The organism is Thiobacillus sp. SCUT-2 (assembly GCF_035621355.1).
GTDB lineage: Bacteria > Pseudomonadota > Gammaproteobacteria > Burkholderiales > Thiobacillaceae > Thiobacillus > Thiobacillus sedimenti.
Genome location: NZ_CP141769.1, coordinates 1,324,362 through 1,344,460, shown reverse-complemented (window position 1 = coordinate 1,344,460; position 20,099 = coordinate 1,324,362). Strand labels below are relative to the sequence as shown.

Annotated in this window: 19 protein-coding genes; 11 read left to right on the top strand and 8 right to left on the bottom strand. The window is 68.3% G+C overall.

From position 1 onward, the window contains the following. Nucleotides 1-41: 41 nt before the first annotated feature. The 4 genes from VA613_RS06595 to ggt all read left to right on the top strand — a co-directional run bounded on the left by VA613_RS06595 (nt 42) and on the right by ggt (nt 5,146). On the top strand, nt 42-1,598 hold the full coding sequence (locus tag VA613_RS06595) for an NAD(P)/FAD-dependent oxidoreductase (RefSeq protein WP_324781066.1): 1,557 nt from the start codon (nt 42-44) through the stop codon (nt 1,596-1,598). 103 nt (nt 1,599-1,701) lie between these two features. Beyond that, complete coding sequence (locus VA613_RS06590) at nt 1,702-2,022, top strand: TusE/DsrC/DsvC family sulfur relay protein (protein WP_324781065.1); 321 nt, start codon at nt 1,702-1,704, stop codon at nt 2,020-2,022. A 51-nt stretch (nt 2,023-2,073) separates the two neighbouring features. Next, on the top strand, nt 2,074-3,264 hold the full coding sequence (locus VA613_RS06585) for an NnrS family protein (protein ID WP_324781064.1): 1,191 nt from the start codon (nt 2,074-2,076) through the stop codon (nt 3,262-3,264). A 76-nt stretch (nt 3,265-3,340) separates the two neighbouring features. Continuing rightward, nucleotides 3,341-5,146 carry a gamma-glutamyltransferase gene (gene ggt, locus VA613_RS06580; protein ID WP_324781063.1) on the top strand — a complete coding sequence of 602 codons (1,806 nt, stop codon included), beginning with the start codon at nt 3,341-3,343 and terminating at the stop codon, nt 5,144-5,146. Nucleotides 5,147-5,426: 280 nt separating this feature from the next. Here ggt and VA613_RS06575 read toward each other — a convergent pair whose 3' ends face one another. The 3 genes from VA613_RS06575 to metE all read right to left on the bottom strand — a co-directional run bounded on the left by VA613_RS06575 (nt 5,427) and on the right by metE (nt 8,474). Next, nucleotides 5,427-5,795 (bottom strand): dihydroneopterin aldolase, encoded by a 369-nt coding sequence (locus VA613_RS06575; protein ID WP_324781062.1) that lies wholly within the window; start codon nt 5,793-5,795, stop codon nt 5,427-5,429. A gap of 12 nt (nt 5,796-5,807) precedes the next feature. Beyond that, entirely contained in the window at nt 5,808-6,038 is a 231-nt protein-coding gene (locus VA613_RS06570) for a hypothetical protein (RefSeq protein ID WP_324781226.1), read from the bottom strand. A 135-nt stretch (nt 6,039-6,173) separates the two neighbouring features. Next, nucleotides 6,174-8,474, bottom strand: coding sequence for a 5-methyltetrahydropteroyltriglutamate--homocysteine S-methyltransferase (gene metE, locus VA613_RS06565; protein WP_324781061.1), 2,301 nt, complete (start codon nt 8,472-8,474; stop codon nt 6,174-6,176). A gap of 95 nt (nt 8,475-8,569) precedes the next feature. Between metE and VA613_RS06560 the strand changes: the two genes are divergently transcribed. Beyond that, on the top strand, nt 8,570-9,487 hold the full coding sequence (locus VA613_RS06560) for a LysR family transcriptional regulator (RefSeq protein ID WP_324781060.1): 918 nt from the start codon (nt 8,570-8,572) through the stop codon (nt 9,485-9,487). A gap of 364 nt (nt 9,488-9,851) precedes the next feature. Continuing rightward, nucleotides 9,852-10,037 carry a hypothetical protein gene (locus tag VA613_RS06555; protein ID WP_324781059.1) on the top strand — a complete coding sequence of 62 codons (186 nt, stop codon included), beginning with the start codon at nt 9,852-9,854 and terminating at the stop codon, nt 10,035-10,037. 36 nt (nt 10,038-10,073) lie between these two features. Here the strand turns inward: VA613_RS06555 and VA613_RS06550 are convergent, their stop codons facing one another. After that, a complete protein-coding gene (locus VA613_RS06550) occupies nt 10,074-10,904 on the bottom strand; it encodes a ferritin family protein (RefSeq protein WP_324781058.1) in 831 nt (276 codons plus the stop codon). 195 nt (nt 10,905-11,099) lie between these two features. Between VA613_RS06550 and VA613_RS06545 the strand changes: the two genes are divergently transcribed. Then, nucleotides 11,100-11,972, top strand: a complete 873-nt coding sequence (locus tag VA613_RS06545) for a formylglycine-generating enzyme family protein (protein WP_324781057.1) — start codon at nt 11,100-11,102, stop codon at nt 11,970-11,972. A gap of 87 nt (nt 11,973-12,059) precedes the next feature. Continuing rightward, nucleotides 12,060-12,944: a diguanylate cyclase gene (locus VA613_RS06540; RefSeq protein WP_324781056.1), complete on the top strand. Its 885-nt coding sequence runs from the start codon at nt 12,060-12,062 to the stop codon at nt 12,942-12,944. 25 nt (nt 12,945-12,969) lie between these two features. Here VA613_RS06540 and VA613_RS06535 read toward each other — a convergent pair whose 3' ends face one another. The 4 genes from VA613_RS06535 to VA613_RS06520 form a co-directional block, all read right to left on the bottom strand. Then, nucleotides 12,970-13,992 (bottom strand): NAD(P)/FAD-dependent oxidoreductase, encoded by a 1,023-nt coding sequence (locus tag VA613_RS06535; protein ID WP_324781055.1) that lies wholly within the window; start codon nt 13,990-13,992, stop codon nt 12,970-12,972. Between the two features lie 123 nt (nt 13,993-14,115). Next, nucleotides 14,116-14,544: a GNAT family N-acetyltransferase gene (locus tag VA613_RS06530; RefSeq protein ID WP_324781054.1), complete on the bottom strand. Its 429-nt coding sequence runs from the start codon at nt 14,542-14,544 to the stop codon at nt 14,116-14,118. A 3-nt stretch (nt 14,545-14,547) separates the two neighbouring features. Next, nucleotides 14,548-15,840 (bottom strand): MFS transporter, encoded by a 1,293-nt coding sequence (locus VA613_RS06525; protein ID WP_324781053.1) that lies wholly within the window; start codon nt 15,838-15,840, stop codon nt 14,548-14,550. Next, entirely contained in the window at nt 15,840-17,636 is a 1,797-nt protein-coding gene (locus VA613_RS06520; protein WP_324781052.1) for an ABCB family ABC transporter ATP-binding protein/permease, read from the bottom strand. The genes VA613_RS06525 and VA613_RS06520 overlap by 1 nt, the downstream gene beginning before the upstream one ends. Before the next feature lie 82 nt (nt 17,637-17,718). Here VA613_RS06520 and VA613_RS06515 point away from each other — a divergent pair, with 82 nt between their 5' ends. Genes VA613_RS06515 through prmB form a run of 3 tightly spaced genes read left to right on the top strand, consistent with a single transcriptional unit; the run spans nt 17,719 to nt 20,099 of the window. After that, the gene (locus VA613_RS06515) at nt 17,719-18,066 is read left to right on the top strand and encodes an ArsC family reductase (RefSeq protein WP_324781051.1); all 348 of its coding nucleotides are present in this window, start codon (nt 17,719-17,721) and stop codon (nt 18,064-18,066) included. Between the two features lie 6 nt (nt 18,067-18,072). Next, the gene (gene dapE / locus VA613_RS06510; protein ID WP_324781050.1) at nt 18,073-19,206 is read left to right on the top strand and encodes a succinyl-diaminopimelate desuccinylase; all 1,134 of its coding nucleotides are present in this window, start codon (nt 18,073-18,075) and stop codon (nt 19,204-19,206) included. Continuing rightward, the gene (prmB, locus tag VA613_RS06505; protein ID WP_324781049.1) at nt 19,203-20,099 is read left to right on the top strand and encodes a 50S ribosomal protein L3 N(5)-glutamine methyltransferase; all 897 of its coding nucleotides are present in this window, start codon (nt 19,203-19,205) and stop codon (nt 20,097-20,099) included. The genes dapE and prmB overlap by 4 nt, the downstream gene beginning before the upstream one ends.

Below are 20,099 nucleotides of genomic sequence, written 5' to 3'. Positions count from 1 at the left end.
AGGGTGAGAAGGCTGAGCCCAAACCGATCAAGGAGACTGAAATGACGCATGTTGTCATCCTGGGAGCCGGCATCGCTGGCGTCACTGCGGCCTACGCCCTGAAATCCAAGCTGGGGCCGCACGACGAAGTCACGGTCGTGTCGGACAAGCCCTACTTCCACTTCGTGCCGTCCAATCCCTGGATCGCCATGGGCTGGCGCGAGCGGGCCGACATCGCCTTCCCGATCGGCCCCTATCTCGAAGCGCGCGGTATCAAGTTCATCCACAGCGGCGTCAAGCGCATCCAGCCCGACGTCATCCAGGTCGATCTCGACAACGGCGACGTGCTCTTCTACGACACGCTGCTGATCGCCACCGGCGTCGCCGGCCGCGCCGACGAGGTTCCGGGGCTCGCCGAGCACACCCATTCGGTGCTGCACATCGAACAAGCGGAACGCGCGCTGGCGGCGTACCGCGAGTTCGTCCGCCGCCCCGGCCCGATCGTGATCGGCGCCGCACCGGGCGCAAGCGTGCTGGGGCCGCTCTACGAATACGCCTTCCTGGTCGATGCCGATCTCAAGCGCCGCAACATCCGCGAGCGCGTGCCGATCACCCTGGTCACGCCCGAGCCCTGGCCTGGCCACCTCGGCCTCGGGCGCGACGGCGCCAGCCGCGGCGCGGTCACCGCCGCGCTGGTCGACACCAAGATCAGCGTGATCTGCAACGCCAGGACCGTCAGCGTCGACAAGGACGCCATCCACATCGTCGAGCTCGACGCCGCCGGCAACGAAAAGCGGACCCATGCGCTTCCCTATGCCTATTCCATGTACTGGCCGGCCTTCGGCGGGGTCGCGGGCGTCAGTTCGGCGAGCGGCCTGGTCGATGCGCGCGGCCTGGTGGTGGTCGACGAGTACCTGCGCAACCCCGACTTTCCCAACGTGTTCGCGCTCGGGGCCTGCGTCGCCCAGCCCGCGGTGCAGGATACGCCGGTGCCGGTCGGGGCGCCCGATTCGGTCTACTCGATCCAGAAGGCCAGCGAAATCGTCGTGCACAACATCGTCGCGCAGGCCACCGATGTGCCGCTGGCAAGCTATGTGCCGCAGCGCGCCAAGTGGCTCAGCGACATGGGGAACACCGGCGCGACCTATCTGTCGGAGCCGCAGGTGCCGCTGCGCGACATCAACTGGATGCGCCAGGGCCGCTGGGTCCACCAGGCCAAGGTCGATTTCGAGAAGTATTTCGTCAACCGGATCCGCCTGCAGCCGTCCGGGCAGGCGCCGTCGGCCGCGTCGCGCATCGCCGACGTGATGGGCCGCGTCCTTTCCGAACGGCGGCGCGACCGGACCACGCCCGCGCTGGCGGCCCCGCCCGGCAGCGGCAAGCCGCTCGAGATCCGGATGCCGCTCGATCCCTGCGTCGAACTGCGGGCACTGGCGAAGTCGGTCGGCGAGGACGCCAACGCGCTGGCCGCCGAGCTGCTGGCCGCGGCGGTGGCCGACGCCAAGGGCTACCTCAACGAGGCGGCCGTCGAGGCGATGGCGCTCGCGCGGCGCCAGCTGCTGGTGGAAGCGCTGCCGGAGCGCCAGCCGGGGGTGGAATTCCACGGCGGCGGGACCTGAGGTCCGTTTCCGGGGCGCCACGCTTGATTGTCGCGGTGGAACATGTAAACATACATGCCACATGCATCAATAATCATTCGACGACTGGAACAGGAGAAAGACCATGGCAATCGAGATGCCCGAGCGCGATGCCGAAGGCTATCTGATCGAACCCGGCGACTGGAACGAGGACGTGGCCCAGGTGCTGGCAGAAAGCGAAAACATCCAGCTGACCGACGATCACTGGGACGCGATCCGCTTCATGCGCGAATTCTACGAGGAGCACCAGATCGCCGCGGATGCCCGCTACGTCATCAAGCACCTCGCCGAGCGCGTCGGCCGGGACGCCCAGAAGAAACTGTTCGAGCTCTTCCCCTACGGCTACGTCAAGCAGGCGTGCAAGATCGCCGGCATGAAGCGCCCGCGCGCGTGGAGCACGGGCTGACCGCCTGCGGGCTCCGGCCCGCGCCCCCATTCCGTTGACCTCGTCCTCGCCATGCAGCCCATCGAAGACCTGCAAGCGCGGCCGCCGCTAACCCGCTGGGCGCCGTTCGGCCTCGGCTTCCGGCCGTTCTTCCTCGCCGCCGGCGTTTACGCCGTCCTGCTGATCGCCTTGTGGCTGCTGGTGCTGCGCGGCGTCCTCCACGTCACCGAGCTGCCGGCGCTGGTCTGGCACGGCCACGAAATGGTCTTCGGCTTCGCCGTTTCGGTGATCGGCGGGTTCCTCCTCACCGCCGCCCAGAACTGGACCGGCATCCGTACGCCCTCCGGCGCCCCGCTCGCCGGGCTCTTCGCGCTGTGGCTCGCCGGGCGCGCCGCCTTCCTCGTCCCCGGGCTGCCGCCCGCGCTGGTCGCCGCGGTCGACCTCGCCTTCCTGCCGGTGCTGGCCCTCAGCCTCGCCGTCCCCATCGCCCGGGCCAGGCAGCTCAACAACGCGCCGTTTCCCGTGCTCCTCCTCGCGCTCACCGTGGCCAACGCGCTGGTGCACGCGGAGGCCCTGCACTGGACCGGCGCAACCGCGCGCACGGGCCTCCATCTCGCGGTCTACGTCATCGTCATGATGATCGGCGTCATGGGCGGCCGCGTCATCCCCAGCTTCACCGACAACAAGCTGCAGACCCGCGCGCGGCGCTGGACGAGCATCGAGCGCCTGGCCCCGGTCGCGAGCCTGCTGGCGCTGGCTGCGGCCCTCGTCGCGCCGGATTCCGGCGTCACCGCCGCGCTCGCCGCATTCGCCGCGGCCGTCCATGGGCGCCGCCTTGCGGGCTGGTACACGCCGAAGTTCTGGTCGGTCCCGCTGCTGTGGATCCTGCATCTGGGCTACGCCTGGATCGTCGTCGGCTTCGCCCTGCTCGCCCTGTCGGCGGCCGGCTGGAACGCCGCCGCCGGAAGCGCCCTGCACGCCTTCACCGCGGGCGCCATCGGCACCCTCACGCTGGGCATGATGGCGCGGGTGTCGCTCGGGCACACCGGACGCCCGCTGGAGCCGCCTCCGATCATGAGCGCGGCCTTCGTCGCGATCAACCTCGCGGCGCTCGTCCGCGTCGCCCTGCCGCTGGCGTTTCCGGCCGCCTACGACGCGATCCTCGACCTCGCCGGCCTGATCTGGATCGCCGCCTTCGGTCTGTTCGCATGGGTCTACGCGCCCATGCTGCTGCGCCCCCGCGTCGACGGCAAGCGCGGCTGAGCGGCCGCCCCGCGCATTGACGCCGCCTGCGAAAGCAGGGCAGGCTTGCGGCTTGTCCGCTCCCCGTTCGACGCCCATGTCCTTCCGCACGCTCTGCACGCGCTGGATCGCGCTGTGCCTCCTGTCCGGTTCCGTGCTCGCCGCCTCGCCCGACGGCGTCGTCGCGGTGTCGCATCCCGCCGCCGCCGCGGCCGGCGCGCGCATCCTCGCCGCCGGCGGCAACGCCGTCGACGCCGCGGCGGCCGTGCAGTTCGCGCTCAACGTGGTCGAGCCGCAATCGTCCGGCATCGGCGGCGGCGGCTTCATGATGGTCTACCTCGCGAAAACGAAGCAGACCTTCATCGTCGACTCGCGCGAGCGCGCCCCGGCTGCGGCCCGACCCGACCAGTTCGCCCCCGACGGCCTGCCGATGCCCTTCGCGCTCGCTTCCACCAGCGGTCTTGCGGTCGGCGTGCCGGGCACGCTGCGCGGCATCGATACCGCGCTCACGCGCTGGGGCACGATGACACTCGCCGACACGCTGGCGCCCGCGATCGACCTCGCCGCGCACGGCTTCCGCGTCAACCGCTTCCTCGCCGCCGACATCGCCGACGACGACGGCCGCACCGCGCGCTACCCCGAGACCGCGGCGACCTTCCGCCCCGGCGGCGTGCCGCTCGCCGAAGGCGACTGGCTGGTGCAGCCCGACCTCGCGAAGACGCTGCGGCTGATCGCGGCCAAGGGGCCCGACGCCTTCTATCGCGGGCCGCTCGCGCGCGCCATCGTCGCCGCGCAGCAGCGGGCGCGCAGCGAGCTCGGCGCGGCCGGCCGCGGCCGCATGACGCTCGCCGACCTCGCGCGCTACACGGTCGCCATTCGCGAACCGCTGGTCGGCCACTACCGCGGCTGGACGCTCGCGACCATGCCGCCGCCGTCCTCGGGCGGCCTGACGCTGCTGGAGATGCTGGGCCTGCTCGAGCGCTTTCCGCTCGGCGACGCGGCGCAGGGCTACGGCTTCGGCAGTCCGAAGACGCTGCACGTCATGATCGAGGCGATGCGCCTCGCCTTCGCCGACCGCGCCGTGTGGATCGGCGACGACGACGCCGCGCCCGTGCCGCGCCGCGGCCTGCTGCATCCCGAGTATCTGGCTCGGCGCGCCGCGCTGATCCGCACCGACCATCGCATGGACACGCCCGAAGCCGGCGATCCCACCCCATGGGACGCGACCGCGGCACCGCCGCGCACCACGCGCGCCCGCGCCGAAAGCCCGCACACGACCCACTTCGCCATCGTCGACCGCTGGGGCAACATGGTCAGCTACACGACCACCATCGAATACACCTGGGGCACGGGCATCACCGTGCCCGGCTACGGCTTCCTGCTCAACAACGAACTGACCGACTTCAACTTCCTGCCAAGCGCCGACGCCGCGGCGGGCAATCCCGGCGCCAACGACGTTGCGCCCGGCAAGCGCCCGCGCTCCAGCATGGCGCCAACCATGCTGTTCAAGAACGGCCTGCCCGTCGCCGCGTACGGCTCGCCGGGCGGCGCCACCATCATCAACTCGGTGCTGAACGTCACCCTCGACCTCGTCGACCACGGCATGACGATGCAGCAGGCCATCGAAGCCCCGCGCCTCTCGGTCACCGACGCCTCCGGCAGGATCAGCTGCGAAGGCGGCCCGCCCTTCATGCAACCGCGCTTCACGATCGCCGCACAGGACGCCCTGCGCGGCCTGGGCCACGCCGGATTGGGCGAAGCAGGAACCGACGGATGCCGCGCGACGATCGGATCGGTGCAGGCGGTGTTCGTCGATGCCGTGAACGGCGCGCACCGAGGGGCGGCCGATGGACGACGTGAAGGAACCGTGGTCAGGGTGAGGCGCGGAGGACCGGGTTTATAGCACGCTGGCTTCGTGCTCGGGGGTCGAGCCCGGGTTGGCCAGCATAGGATTTCCGGCCAGCCGTATCCATCGGGTCCCGTGTGCCCTGGATGGGGACGCCATGGGATTGAGGCAGACACTTGCCAGGCGAGCGATGCATGGTCGCAATTCGGCCTTTGCTGACGCTGAGACCGCCTGTCGCGAAAGACCACTATTGAAAAGATGGTTGCATCCAAGAACTGCGTTCTGAGCGAATGTCCTATGAACGCCTCTCGACCCTATCTGGCGCATGTGATCATATTCAGATGTTCACGCTGACTTCGGCCTCGTAGCCCGCGCTCTTGCAGTCCGCGCAAATATCGGGCTTGCGCACCCACACACGAGCGCCGATCACGCCATCCAGCTTGATGCACACGGACAATATTTCGTGGCACAAGGTTTCCTGCAGGTTGAAATGACGACCGGCTACCAGTTTCGGAATCGTCCTGTGCATCAGGTCGTAATCAACAGTGGCACGCACATCATCGGGGATGTCATGCTGCAGCGGTGCCAGACGCAATTCGACGTCGATCAGGACACGTTGTGGGCTCTTTTTCTCGGCCTCGTAGAAGCCGAGGGATATGGGCATACAGAACGCGCGGATGCGGATGCGACGATTGAAAATCTCCAAGATGCCGAGGCCTCAGCGATAAACCGGAAACCGCCACGTCAGTACTTGCGCTTGGTTGCGCACGGCGGCGAGACGGCCCTCCTCCGCAGGATGGCCCAGCACGTCTGCAATCGGATTACCGACCCGCCGTGCCTCTTCTGTGTCGAAACCGCGCGTCATCATCGCCGGCGTACCCAAGCTGATGCCAGCGGTAACGAAGGGCTTTTCCGCATCATTCGTGATCGCGTTCTGGTTGATCGTGATGTGGCGAGTCCCAACAGGCGCTCGCTTTCGGTGACGATCTGGTCCAGGCCGTAGCGGGTGCGTTCGAACATGGCGAACCCTCTAAAGAACTGCCCCGACGCGAGGCCAGGACAGTCAATGGGTGAACAGGGGAAATCAGGCGACGCTGGTGCGCAGGGTCCTGGCCGCCGACACCATATTGGTCAGGGCCGGGATCACCTCGTTCCACTGGCGGGTTTTCAGGCCGCAGTCCGGGTTGACCCACAGGCGCTCGGCGGGGATGCGCTCGGCGGCCTTCTTCATCAGCTCCAGCATGTATTGCTCGGTCGGAATGTTGGGCGAATGGATGTCGTAGACGCCGGGGCCGATCTGGTTCGGATATTCGAAGTTCCTGAAGGCATCCAACAGTTCCATGTCGGAGCGGGAGGTCTCGATGGTAATGACATCCGCATCCATCGTGGCGATGGCCGAGAGGATGTCGTTGAACTCCGAGTAGCACATATGGGTGTGGATCTGGGTTTCGTCAGCCACGCCGTTGGCGGTGATGCGAAAGGATTCCACGGCCCAGTCGAGATAGGTCTTCCATTGCGCGCGGCGCAGCGGCAGGCCCTCGCGCAGGGCGGCCTCATCGATCTGGATCACCCGGACGCCGGCTGTTTCCAGGTCCAGCACCTCCTGTCGGATAGCCAAGGCAAGCTGCTTGCAGGACACGGAGCGGGGCTGGTCGTCCCGCACGAATGACCAGTTGAGGAGGGTCACCGGGCCGGTCAGCATGCCCTTCATCGGCCTCCCGGTCAGGGATTGGGCGTATCTGATCCAGTCCACCGTCATGGCTTTTGGACGGCTGATATCGCCGAACAGGATGGGCGGCTTGACGCAGCGCGAGCCGTAGGACTGCACCCAGCCGAATTGGCTGAAGGCGTAGCCGTCGAGCTGCTCGCCGAAATATTCGACCATGTCGTTTCGTTCGGCCTCGCCATGTACCAATACGTCCAGACCCAGCGCTTCCTGCTCGCGAACGCTGTGAGTGATTTCGGCCTTCATGGCGGCCTGGTAGGCTGCCTCACCGATCTCGCCCGCCTTGAACCTGCTGCGCGCCTGGCGGATTTTGGCGGTTTGAGGAAAGGAGCCAATGGTGGTGGTAGGAAACTTGGGCAGCTTGAGCAGGGCCGCCTGCTTGGCGGAACGGACGGCGTAAGGGCTCTGGCGCTGGCCGAGCTGGGACGTGATTCCGGCCAGGGCCGCCTTGACCGCCGGGTCGTTGACGCGCGGCGAGTTGCGGCGGGCATCACAGGCGGCACGGTTGGCGTCGAGTTCGGCCTCTACCCCGTCGCGGCCCTGGTTGAGCGCCACGCCAAGCACGCGCAGCTCTTCCAGCTTCTGCTTGGCGAAGGCCAGCCATGACTTGATCTCGCCGTCCAGCTTCTGTTCGCTGTCCAGGTCCACCGGTACGTGCAGCAGCGAGCAGGAGGGGGCAATCCACAGGCGGTCGCCCAGGCGCTTGGCGATGGGGTCAAGCCAGTCGAGCACGGCGTTGAGGTCGGTCTTCCAGATATTGCGTCCGTTGATGACGCCCAGCGAAAGTACCTTGTGCGCGGGCAACAGGCCCAGGAGCGGCTGGATGTCGTCGCGGCCGCCGATCGCATCGACGTGCAGGCCGGCCACGGGCAGATTGGCAGCGAGGTACTGGTTTTCCAGCAGCGGCCCGAAGTAGGCGGTCAGCAGCAACTTGACCCGGCTCGCCTTGAGCGCGTGGTACGCGAGATTGAAGGCATGTTGCCAGCCGGCGTCCAGCTCGGTGACGAGGATCGGTTCGTCGACCTGCACCCACTCCGCCCCCGCATCGGCCAGTGCCTCGAGCAGTTCGGTGTAGACGGGCAGCAGGCGCTCCAGCAGGGCCAGCTTGTCGGAACCGTCCTTGGCCTTGCCGAGGGCGAGATAGGTCACGGGGCCGATGATCACCGGCTTCGCCTTGACGCCTTGGGCCTTGGCCTCGGCCAGTTGCTCGAGCAGGCGGGAGGCATCCAGCTTGAACTGGGTGGCGGCGATGAATTCGGGGACGATGTAGTGGTAGTTGGTATCGAACCATTTGGTCATCTCGCCGGCAGCCACTTCACCACACGCGCCGCCGCAGCAGTGCGTCTCGGCGGTGTGGGCCGAGCGGCCGCGCGCCACGCGGAAGGTGTTGTCCAACGCGTCGCCATGAAATCCCTGCACCCGCTCGGGCAGGTTGCCCAGGGTGAAGCTCATGTCCAGCACTTGGTCATAGAAGGTGAAGTCACCGACCGGCGCGAGGTCGAGGGCCGACTGGTCCTGCCAATGGCGGCGGCGCAGATCAGCGCCGAGCGCCTTTAGCTCGTCGCGGGAGGATTGATCCTTCCAGTAGGACTCCAGCGCGAATTTCAGTTCGCGCTTGGCGCCGATGCGGGGAAAGCCGAGGTTGTGGGTGAAAACCATGATGGATGCCTTGATCGATGAAACGTAGCGGCATCCTAGGTGGATATGTCTATGAATGAAAATGGTATTATTTCATTTATTAATGAAAATAAATCATGAGTGAACACGACATGGCCGTTCTCGAACGCATCCATCTCGAAATCGTCCATGCCGTCGCCCAGCACGGCTCTCTGACCGCCGCCGCGGAAAAGCTCCATCTCACCCAGTCCGCCCTGAGCCACGCGGTGCGCAAGCTGGAGGACCAGCTTGGACTGGCCATCTGGCACCGCGAGGGCCGCAGCCTGCGCCCCACCCAGGCCGGCGCCTATCTTCTGTCCATCGCCAATCGCCTGCTGCCGCAATTCGACCATGCCGAGGAATACCTCGACCAGTTCGCCCGGGGCGAGCGCGGCACCCTGCGGATCGGCATGGAATGCCACCCCTGCTACCAGTGGCTCCTGAAAATCGTGTCGCCCTATCTGGCCGCATGGCCGGCGGTAGACGTGGACGTGAAGCAGAAATTCCAGTTCGGCGGCATCGGCGCGCTGTTCGGCTACGAGATCGACCTGCTGGTGACGCCCGACCCGCTCTACAAGCCCGGCCTCACCTTCGAGTCCGTGTTCGACTATGAGCAGGTGCTGGTGGTCGGCCCGGGACATCCCCTTCGCCAGGCCGCCTACGTTCATCCCAGGCAGCTTTCCGACGAAACACTGATCACCTATCCGGTGGAAACCGACCGGCTCGACATCTACACTCGCTTCCTGACCCCGGCCGGCGTCAGCCCCCGGCGCCACAAGGCTATCGAGACCACCGACATCATGCTGCAGATGGTGGCCAGCGGGCGCGGCGTGGCCGCGCTGCCGCGCTGGCTGGTAGAGGAACAGGCCGACAAATTCGACGTCGCCCCGGTCAAGCTCGGCCGCCAGGGCGTGGCCAAGCAGATCTTCCTGGGCTTCCGCGGCGCGGACGCGGAAATCGACTACCTACGCGCGTTCGTGAAGTTGGCGCGTAACCATCGCGACAACAAGGAATGAGTAGAGCCCGGTTTCAAGTGCATCCCGCTCGGGGGCGCTTCCAGACGTCCTTCTTGGGTTCGCAGTACGCATTCTCACGGCGCAGAACGAGAATTTTCACGGCGGGCTAAGAAGGGTTGATGTCCGGTCAGCAGCTCAGAGCGGGCTCACTCTCCCTGACGCGCCACCGGCCGCTTTGGCCGACTTCAAGACCATCACCGCAGGTTGATAAACCTCGACATTGGTACCGCCTTCAGACACCAGTGGCTGGGCACCAGGTCGACTCGAACCGCTTATCCGGCCTCAGCCGTGCCTGCTACGCGCGCCGAACTCAACGCCCCGTGCGATTGAAGCCCCGCCCGACCCGGAGCTTCCGTTCCACCCCATGAAAAAGGCCAGCATCCGCTGGCCTATTTTGCGCTGCACGAATCCGGCTCGCGCACTCTGCAGGCGCGACGGCCGCTCGGGCGCTGCCATCGTCTCCCTTCAGCCATGCGATGGCGGCCGCCTCGGTCCACGCCGCGTCGACCCTCACGAGAAGGTAGCCATCGCGGTCGACGAATTCGGCTGACACGGCGCTGGCCTCTTCCTCGAAGCTCGCTTCGTCTCAGGCCGCCGCCAGCATCTGCTTGCGATACTTGTTGAGGTCGCGCACGTTCTCGAAGGTCTGGCCGAGCAGGCTGGACAGGTTGCGCAGGATGCCGCCCACGACGCGGTTCTCCCAGGTTTCGTCGAAGCGGATCTGCTCGTCGAGCCAGTGTTCGAGCCACTCGGGGTCGGGGAGGCGCGACTGGATCGTGTCCTGCGGATAGAGCGCCTCGTTGACGTGCAGGTTGGTCGGATGCAGCGCCTTGTCCGAGCGCTTGCTGGAGGCCATCAGGAAGCCGATCTTGGCGAAGGCGGCGGCGACGCCCGACCCGCCCGCCTTCAGCGCGCGCTTCATGTACTGCAGGTAGGCGCCGCCGTGGCGGCCCTCGTCGCGCGAGATCGTCTCGTAGATGAACTTGATGACGGGCTCGGTGTGCCAGTCGGCGGCGCACTTGTACCACTGCGTCAGGCGCACTTCGCCGCAGAAGTGCAGCATCAACGTTTCCATCGGCGGCGCCGGGTCGAAGGGGAAGCGGATGGCGTGCAGTTCGTCCTCGGTGGGCGCGAAGTCGGGCTTGAAGCGGCGCAGGTATTCCATCAGCACCAGCGCGTGCTTCTGCTCCTCGTAGAACCAGATCGACATGAAGGCCGAGAAGTCGCTGTCGTGCACGAAGTCGCGCAGGAACATCTCGGTGGCGGGCAGCGCCGCCCATTCGGTGATGGCGTTCATCTTGATCGTGAGCGCCTGTTCGTCGGTGAGCTTGCTGGCGTCGAAGCGGTCCCACGGAATGTCGGTTTCCATGTTCCAGCGTGCGCGTTCGAGGGATTTGAAGAGATCGATGTAGAGCATGACGGTGCGTGGCGCGGGCTGCTTGGTATGGTTCCCGTCGCCAAGGGTGGGAAAAATGCCGACATTCTAGTGCGAATCCGCCGGTTTGCCGCGTTTTCGCGCCGCGCGCCGGCCCTGCGGAAACCGCGCCGCGCCCCCCGCCCTCGGCACCGCTCCGGTGGCATAATTCAAGCCTGCTCCGCCACGCGCCACGCCATGAATCCCAATCCCCGCCCCGCCCCCCTGCCCGACACGTTTTCCCTGCACGAAGGCGAGCTGATCGCACTGCAGGTCACGGCCGCGCATGCCGCCGGCTTCGCCGACACCCATTTCCGGGACGCCCTCGCCGACGGAACGGCGGCGCCGCTGCTGGTCGTGATTCCGGCCGGCGCGTTCGAATACGGCGCCGCGGCAGGCGAGGACGCGCCGGCACAGGACCGCCCGCGGCGCACGGCGCAGATCGAGCGCGGCTTCGCCATCGGCGTGTATCCGGTCACCACCGAGGAGTTCGAAGCCTACGCCCGCGCAACCGGCTGGCGGCCGCGGCGCGAACTCGTGTGGCTGTCCGGCCGCAAGCCGGTGATCAACATCCGCCAGACCGAGGCGCGCGACTACTGCAACTGGCTGACGCAGCAGACCGGCCACCGCTACCGCCTGCCGACCGAGCTGGAATGGGAATACGCGTACCGTGCCGGGGCGCCACGCGCCTATCCCCACGGCGACCGCATCACGCCGGCCGACGCGCTCTACAACGCGAGCCAGGGCTTCGACGCCGCGCGCCCGAAGCGCCCCCGCCTGCTGTCGCGCTGCTTCATCCGCTGCGGCGCGATGGAGGTCGGCAAGCTGCGCCCCAATCGCTGGGGCCTGCACGACATGCCTGGCAACGTCTGGGAATTCACCGCCAGCCCCTGGACCCGCGACCACGCGAGCCCCGCCGAGCGCCCCCTGCCCGGCCGCCCGCAGGCGGTCGTGACCAAGGGCGGCTCGTGGTTCGACCCGCCCTCTGATTGCAGGGCCGCTGCTCGCCGCCGCCGGCTGGAAAACGAGCTCGACCTCAACCTGGGCTTTCGCGTCGTCCGCGAACTGTAGCGGGTTGGTCGCTTCGGACGACGGCGGCGCGGCGCGCGTCAAGATATCCTTGCGCTGTCCGATGTATGCGGGATGAGGATCCCACCCATGTCCGGCCTGCCCGCTGAAACCGACCGCTTCACCGCCGAGCTCGACGCCGCCGTCGAGGCGCACATGAACTGGACGCGCCGCATCCTGCGCTGCGCCGTGGTGCGCTCGACCCCCGGCGACGACGTGCTCGATCCGCAGGCGCACGCGCTGTGCCATTTCGGCAACTGGTTCATGGCGAACCGGGGGCAGTTCGAGATGCTCGACGCGGCGGCCGCCGGACGCGTCGACGCCGTCCACCAGGCGATGCACGACGCCATCCGCTCGATCTGCACCCGGGTCATGCAGGGCCAGCCGGGCAGCGAGGCCGACCTGGAGACGTTCGAGCAGTCGCAGGGCGAGCTGATCGGGCTGCTCGCCCGCTTCAAGACCCTGATCCTGTCGAAGGCCGTCCAGCTCGACCCGCTCACGCAGCTGCCGCTGCGCTACGGCATCGAGAACGACTTCCGGCTCTACCAGAAGGAAGCACGCCGCAACCGCACGCAGCTGTATGTGGCGATCATCGACGTCGATCACTTCAAGCCGATCAACGACACCTACGGCCACCCGGTCGGCGACCGCGTGCTGCAGCAGCTCGCCGCCACGCTGAAGGCGGCGCTGCGCGCGGACGAGCCGCTCTACCGCTACGGCGGGGAGGAATTCCTCTGGCTGCTGAAATGCAAGTCGGGGGCCGAGGCGCGGCAATCGGCCCGCCGCCTGCTGGCGACCGTCGGCACCACGCCGGTGCCGATCGACGACGAGGAGACGCTGCGGCTGACCGTCACGCTCGGGCTTGCGCTGGCCGGCGAACAGGAAGACCTCGCGAGCGTGATCAAGCGCGCGGACCTCGCGCTCTACGAAGGCAAGGCGGCCGGCCGCAACCGCTACGTCATCGCCGAGGGCTGAGCGGCCGAAAGCCGGCGACGCCGGCTCAGATCAGCAGTTCGTCGCGCGCCTGCACCAGCGCCTGCGCCAGGCGCATGCCGCTTTCCCATGCCCGCTCGACGCCGACGCCGGCGATGCCGTCGCCGATCAGTGCGACCCGGTTCTCGCGGTCGCCGACCCAGAAGCCCCCCACCTCGGAGTGCGGGCGCGCGTAGCGCCATAGATGCGACGCCTCGACCTCGACCGGCCACGGCAACCCCAGCAGACCCATCAGCGCGGAAGCCGCCCGCGTGCTGGCCTCCTCGACCGACGCCTCGAGATAGGTCTCGGCGAATTCGTGGCTGCTGTACACCGACCACACCCCGGGGCCGTTGGTGGGCTGGCGTACCGCCAGATTAAGCAGATGGTCGTCGAACTTGATGACGTCGGCGGCGGGACCGCCCTCCCAGCGCATCAGGAAGGACCAGATCGGCCGGTAGCGCACGCCGCTCACGCGCTCGCGCAGGAGCGGCAACGCGTCGAGCATGGGGATCGCCTGCGGACTCGGCACGCTGCAGATCACGCAGTCGTAGTCGCCTTTCAGGTCGCCGTTTTCCATCACGAGCGTGCGCGGCTGCAGCGCGGCGACGCGCGACTTGGTGTGCAGGCGGGCCTGGCCGAGCAGCTGGCGCACCAGCTGCGAAGGCTCGATCGTGGGCCGGTAGTGGTTCTGCAACTGCGCTTCGGCCCAGGAGATCGTCGCGCGCCCCTGCCAGATGGTGCCGCGGACCGGCGCCACCCAGCCCTGCCGAGTCCACTCGCGCAGCTGGCTGCGGAACGGTTCGCGCTTGGCGGAGATGAAGGGCGTGCCGAGCGTGGCCCATCCGTGATCGGTGCGGCGGGTCGACAGCCGTCCGCCGGCGCCCCGCGCCTTGTCGAATACCTCGACGTCCCAGCCGGCCGCTGCCAAGGTGCCGGCGCAGCTCGCGCCGGCGACCCCGGCGCCGACGATGGCGGCCCGGAGCGGCGCGCGCGATGCCTCGGCAGTCGGGGAAGCAGGGCCTGCGCCCTGCGGGTCGGTTGATGTCATGCGTGTGTGTCCTCGTGATTCGTCGCGCAGCCCGGGGCGTGCCCCCGGCCTCGCATGCCGCACTCTATCAGCAAATTCCGGCACGTCGCTGCAACGGCGCGGCGGCACGCGCTGCCGCCGTGCTCAGGCCAGCACCTTCTGCATCGCGACGTGAGGGATGCCGGCTTCCTCGTATGCGCTGCCGACGGCGACGAAGCCGGCCGCTGCATAGAACGCGGTTGCGTGGGCCTGCGCGCTGAGCTGCAGCAGGCGGTGGCCGCGCGCGCGGGCCGCAGCCGTCGCGGCATCCAGCAGCGCCCGGCCGATGCCGCGCCCGCGCCAGGGCGGCAGCACCGCCATGCGGCCGATGTGTCCGTCCGGCAGCAGGCGGGCACAGCCGACCGCGTGGCCGTCTGCTGCGAGCGCCAGGAAATGCAGCGAGACGGCGTCGTGCGCGTCCCATTCGAGTTCCTCGGGCACGCCCTGCTCGTCGATGAAGACCGCGCGCCGCACCGCGCCGAGACGCGCGGCGTCCCGTTCCCAGTCGGTCGCGACGATGCGGAAGTCCGCCACGGATCAGGCCCCGACGCGGGCGAAGCGCCGCGCGGCGCGGTGGCCGCGACCCGCACGCACGCCGCGCAGCGTCCACAGGCCGGCGACGAAATAGCTGCCGGTGACGAGCAGCGACTCGCGGTGATCGCCGCGCGTGATCCAGCTGGCGGCACCGTAGGTCAGCGGGCCGAGGATGGACGCGAGCTTGACCGCGAGGCCCCAGAGGCCGAAGAACTCGGCCTGCTGCGCCGGCGGCGCTAGCAGTCCCACCATCGCGCGCCCGGCCGACTGCGAGGCCCCCATGCAGAGCCCGGCGAGGTTGGCCGCGATCCAGAACATGCGCTCGTCGGGCGCGGCCCAGGCGATCGCCACCATCGCGATCCAGCCGATCAGCGTCCAGGCGATGGCGCGCACATGGCCGATGCGGTCCTGCACATGGCCGAACACGAAGGCGCCGGCCGCCGCCGTGACGTTGACCACCAGCACCAGGAGGATGGTGTGCGGGGTGTCGAAGTGGAACACCTGCGCGGCGTAGATCGCCGCCAGCGTGATGACCGCCTGGATGCCCGCCTGGTACAGCACGGTGCAGACGAGAAAACGCCGCAGGTCCGGCAGCTGGCGCAGGTGGCCCAGCGTGTGGCGCACCTGCGCCCAGGCGTTGCGCGCGGGGCGCCCGGGCTGCGGGACGGCGCGTTCGCGCAGCAGGAAGAGCGTGGGCAGGCTCGCCAGGACGAACAGCGCGGCGGTGATCAGCATCGTCGCCGGCACGAAGGCAGTGGCCTGCTGGCCGTGCGCCTGCGCCCGGTTGATGTAGGCGAGGCAGGCGCCGAGCGAGGCCAGGCCGCCGACGTAGCCGAGCGACCAGCCCCAGCCCGACACCCGCCCCATCGCGCGCGGGCGCGCGAGCTCCGGCAGGAAGGCCGCGATCAGGTTCTCGCCGGTGCCGAAGAAATAGTTGGACAGCACCAGCGCGACGATCGCCAGCACGAGTGCGCCGGGGCCGGCCCAGTACAGCGCGACGGTGAAGCCGACGCAGCCGAGCGTGGTGAGCACCAGCAGCCGCTTCTTGCGCGCGTGGGCGTCGGCCCAGGCGCCGACGAGCGGCGCGGTCAGCATCACGAGGCCGTAGGACACCGACAGCGCGAGCGTCCAGGCGAAGGTCGCCCACGGCGCATTGCCGGCGACGACGGCGACGAAGTAGGCGCTGAACACGGCCGTGATGACGACCGTCGTGTAGCCCGAGTTGGCGAAGTCGTACATCGCCCACGCCCAGACTTCGCGCCGGCGCACGCCGGGCTGCAGCAGCAGCGCGGCCATCAGGCGGGTTCTTCCTCGGCCTGCTGCTGCAGCGCCCACATGTGCGCGTAGACGCCGTTTTTCGCGAGCAGCTCGGGATGGCACCCGCGCTCGACGATGCGACCACCCTCCATGACGAGGATCTCGTCGGCCTCGACGACGGTCGACAGGCGGTGCGCGATGATGAGGCTGGTGCGGCTCCTCGCGATCTCCAGCAGCTCGGCCTGGATCGCCTTCTCGGTCTGGGTGTCGAGCGCGGAGGTCGCCTCGTCGAGGACCAGGATGGCCGGATTCTTGAGGAGCGTGCGCGCGATCGCGACGCGCTGCTTCTCGCCGCCGGAGAGCTTCAGGCCGCGCTCGCCGACCACGGTGTCCCAGCCCTGCGGCAGGCTCTCGATGAAGCGCAGGATGTGCGCCGCGCGCGCGGCTTCGATGATTTCCTCGCGCGTCGCGTCGGGGCGCCCGTAGGCGATGTTGTAGTAGATGCTGTCGTTGAACAGCACCGTGTCCTGCGGCACCACGCCGATGGCCGCGCGCAGCGAGTCCTGCGTGACGTGGCGGAGGTCCTGCCCGTCGATGCGGATGCTGCCGGCGCCGACGTCGTAGAAGCGGAACAGCAGCCGCGCCAGCGTCGACTTGCCGGCCCCGCTGGAGCCCACCGCGGCGACCGTCCTGCCGGCCGGGATGACGAAGCTGACGTCATGCAGGATCGGCCGGTCCGGGTTGTAGGCGAAACCGACGTGCTCGAAGCGCACCTCGCCGGCGCGCACGGCGAGCGGACGCGCGTCGGGCAGGTCCTCGATCTCGCGCGGCCGCTGCAACAGCTGGAACATGCGCTCGACGTCGGTGATCGACTCCTTGATCTGGCGGTACATCACGCCGAGGAAGCTCAAGGGCTGGAACATCTGCAGCAGGAAGGCGTTGACCATCACCAGGTCGCCGAGCGTCAGCGTGCCGTGCACCACGCCGTTGGCGGCGCGCAGCACCATCAGCGTGACGCCGATGGCGATCGTTCCGGCCTGCGCCGCATTCAGCAGCCCCAGCGAACGCTGCGATTTCAGCGCCATGTCTTCCCACTGCACGAGGCTGCTGTCGTAGCGCTCGGCCTCGTATTTCTCGTTGCCGAAGTACTTCACCGTCTCGTAGTTCAGCAGGCTGTCGATCGCGCGGCCGTAAGCCTCGGAATCGAGTGTGTTGGCGCGGCGCACGAACTGGGTGCGCCACTCGGTGATGGTGACGGTGAAGCCGATGTAGGCCGCCAGCGTGACGAGCGTGATGACGCCGAACACCCAGTCGAGCTTGACGAACAGGATGCCGGCCACCATCACGATCTCGAGCAAGGTCGGCGTGATGCGGAACAGCAGGTAGCCGACCAGGCTCGACAGGGCCTTGGAACCGCGCTCGATGTCGCGGGTGATGCCGCCGGTCTGGCGTTCGAGATGGAAGCGCAGCGACAGGCCGTGCAGGTGCTTGAACACGGCCATGCTGATGCGGCGCATGGCGCGCTGGGTCACCTTGGCGAACACCACGTCGCGCAGGTCGGCGAAGGTGGTGCTGGCGAAGCGCAGCAGGCCGTAGCTGACGATCAGCGCCAGCGGCAGCACCACCTCGGGCCGCGGCCCGTTCAGCGAATCGATGATGTCCTTCAGCACGATCGGCACCGCCACCGAAGCGAGCTTCGCGCCGATCAGCAGGGCCAGGGCCAGCAGCACGCGGCCGCGGAATTCCCATAGATAGGGGAAGAGACGGCCGATCGAGCGCAGGCTGGGCTCGCCGGGCGGCGGCGGCGGTGAATGGGAGTGGACGGCAGGATGCATCGGCTCAGGTAGAATTGCGGATTCGGTTTTCTGCGATTTTACGTCCACGCGGCGGATTCGGGCGCCGGGCGACCCTACTGGCATGAAGCTTTACGGCATTCCAAACTGCACGACGGTCAAGAAGGCACGCGCATGGCTGGCCGCGCACGGCCACGACGTCCCCTTCCACGACTTCAGGAAACAGGGCGTCGACGCCGCCTGGCTGAGGCAGGTCTGCAAGCAGGCCGGCTGGCAGGCGCTGCTGAACACGCGCGGCACGACCTGGCGCAAGCTCTCCGACGCCGACAAGGCGGCCGCCGGCGACGAGGCCGGCGCCATCGCCCTGATGCTCGCGCAGCCCAGCGTCATCAAGCGTCCCGTGCTGGAGCGCGACGGCCATTACCACCTGGGCTTCGCCGAAGCCCAGTACCAAGACCTGTTCGGAGCCTGATCCCGCATGGCCAACGAGACTTTCGATCTGGCGCTTGAACTGCTGAAGCGCAAATCGCTCACCCCGGACGACGCCGGCTGCCACGACCTCATCGCCGCCCGCCTGGAGAAGCTCGGCTTCCGCATCGAGCGCCATCGCCACAACGGCGTCGACAACCTGTGGGCGCGCAAGGGCTCGGCGGCGCCGGTCGTCTGCTTCGCCGGCCACACCGACGTCGTACCCACCGGGCCGCTCGAGCAGTGGGCCTCGGACCCGTTCGAGCCGACGGTGCGCGACGGCAAGCTCTACGCCCGCGGCGCCGCCGACATGAAGACCTCGGACGCCGCCTTCGTCACCGCCACCGAGCGCTTCCTCGCCGCGCATCCCGGCCACGCCGGCTCGATCGCCTTCCTGCTCACCTCCGACGAGGAAGGTCCCGCCACCGACGGCACGGTGCGCGTGGTCGAGGCGCTGAAGGCGCGCAACGAGCGGCTCGACTACTGCATCGTCGGCGAGCCGACCAGCGCCGCCGAGTTCGGCGACACCATCAAGAACGGCCGCCGCGGCTCGCTGTCGGGCACGCTGCGCGTCAAGGGCGTGCAGGGCCACATCGCCTACCCGCATCTGGCGAAGAACCCGATCCACCTCGCCGCGCCGGCGATCGCCGAACTTGCCGACACCATGTGGGACGAGGGCAACGCCTACTTCCCGCCGACGACCTGGCAGATCTCGAACATCCACGGCGGCACCGGCGCCACCAACGTCATCCCCGGCGTGGTCGAGATCCAGTTCAACTTCCGCTTTTCGACCGCGAGCACGGCCGAGGGCCTGATGGACGCGGTGAACGAGATCCTCGACAGCCACGGCCTCGACTACGAAATCGACTGGACGCTCTCCGGCAAGCCCTTCCTCACGCCGCGCGGCCCCCTCTGCGACCGGCTTTCGGAGGCGATCCGCGAGGTCACCGGCATCACCCCCGAGCTCTCCACCACCGGCGGCACCTCCGACGGCCGCTTCATCGCCGAGATCTGCCGCGAGGTGGTCGAGTTCGGGCCGCTCAACATGAGCATCCACAAGCTCAACGAGCACGTCGCCGTCGAGGACATCGAGCGGCTGGCGGCGATCTACGAAAAGACCCTGGAAAAGCTGCTCGCCGCATGAAGCACTTCGACGACACCGAATCCCTCGTCACCGTGCGCGACTGGCTGCGCTTCGCGGTGTCGCGCTTCAACGAAGCCGGCCTGTTCTTCGGCCACGGCTCGGACAACGCGTTCGACGAGGCCGCCTACCTGATCCTGCACACGCTGCACCTGCCGCTCGACCGCCTCGAACCCTTCCTCGACGCCAGCCTCACCCACGCCGAGGCCGAGCAGGTGCAGGCGGTGCTCGAACGCCGCGTGCGGGAGCGCATCCCCGCGGCCTACCTCACGCACGAGGCCTGGCTCGGCGCGCACCGCTTCTACGTGGACGAGCGCGTGATCGTGCCGCGTTCCTTCATCGCCGAGTTGCTGCACGAGCAGCTCGCGCCCTGGGTCGACGACCCCGAAGCTGTCGGCAGCGCGCTCGACCTCTGCACCGGCTCGGGCTGCCTCGCGATCCTCGCCGCGCTCGCCTTTCCCCATGCCACCGTCGACGCCGTCGACCTGTCGAAGGATGCACTCGCGGTCGCGGCGAAGAACGTCGCCGACTACGGGCTCGACGACCGCATCGAGCTGGTCGAGTCCGACCTGTTCGCCGCGCTCGCCGGCCGCGCCTACGACGTGATCGTCAGCAACCCGCCCTACGTCAACGCCGAGTCGGTCGCCGCACTGCCGCCCGAATACCGCGCCGAGCCGGCGCTGGCGCTCGGCTCGGGCGAGGACGGGCTGGACGCGACCCGGCAGGTCCTGGCCCAGGCGAAGGCGCACCTGAACCCGGGCGGACTGCTGGTGGTCGAGATCGGACACAACCGCGACGCCCTCGAGGCCGCCTATCCCGACCTGCCCTTCACCTGGCTCGATACGGAAAGCGGCGACCAGTTCGTCTTCATGCTGCGGCGGGAAGACCTGCCCTGA

Coding starts and splice junctions, on each gene's coding strand:
- VA613_RS06595 (WP_324781066.1), top strand. CDS start 42: ATGACGCATGTTGTCATCCTGGGAGCCGGCATCGCTGGCGTCACTGCG.
- VA613_RS06590 (WP_324781065.1), top strand. CDS start 1,702: ATGGCAATCGAGATGCCCGAGCGCGATGCCGAAGGCTATCTGATCGAA.
- VA613_RS06585 (WP_324781064.1), top strand. CDS start 2,074: ATGCAGCCCATCGAAGACCTGCAAGCGCGGCCGCCGCTAACCCGCTGG.
- ggt (WP_324781063.1), top strand. CDS start 3,341: ATGTCCTTCCGCACGCTCTGCACGCGCTGGATCGCGCTGTGCCTCCTG.
- metE (WP_324781061.1), bottom strand. CDS start 8,474: ATGGTTTTCACCCACAACCTCGGCTTTCCCCGCATCGGCGCCAAGCGC.
- VA613_RS06560 (WP_324781060.1), top strand. CDS start 8,570: ATGAGTGAACACGACATGGCCGTTCTCGAACGCATCCATCTCGAAATC.
- VA613_RS06555 (WP_324781059.1), top strand. CDS start 9,852: ATGAAAAAGGCCAGCATCCGCTGGCCTATTTTGCGCTGCACGAATCCG.
- VA613_RS06550 (WP_324781058.1), bottom strand. CDS start 10,904: ATGCTCTACATCGATCTCTTCAAATCCCTCGAACGCGCACGCTGGAAC.
- VA613_RS06545 (WP_324781057.1), top strand. CDS start 11,100: ATGAATCCCAATCCCCGCCCCGCCCCCCTGCCCGACACGTTTTCCCTG.
- VA613_RS06540 (WP_324781056.1), top strand. CDS start 12,060: ATGTCCGGCCTGCCCGCTGAAACCGACCGCTTCACCGCCGAGCTCGAC.
- VA613_RS06535 (WP_324781055.1), bottom strand. CDS start 13,992: ATGACATCAACCGACCCGCAGGGCGCAGGCCCTGCTTCCCCGACTGCC.
- VA613_RS06525 (WP_324781053.1), bottom strand. CDS start 15,840: ATGGCCGCGCTGCTGCTGCAGCCCGGCGTGCGCCGGCGCGAAGTCTGG.
- VA613_RS06520 (WP_324781052.1), bottom strand. CDS start 17,636: ATGCATCCTGCCGTCCACTCCCATTCACCGCCGCCGCCGCCCGGCGAG.
- VA613_RS06515 (WP_324781051.1), top strand. CDS start 17,719: ATGAAGCTTTACGGCATTCCAAACTGCACGACGGTCAAGAAGGCACGC.
- dapE (WP_324781050.1), top strand. CDS start 18,073: ATGGCCAACGAGACTTTCGATCTGGCGCTTGAACTGCTGAAGCGCAAA.
- prmB (WP_324781049.1), top strand. CDS start 19,203: ATGAAGCACTTCGACGACACCGAATCCCTCGTCACCGTGCGCGACTGG.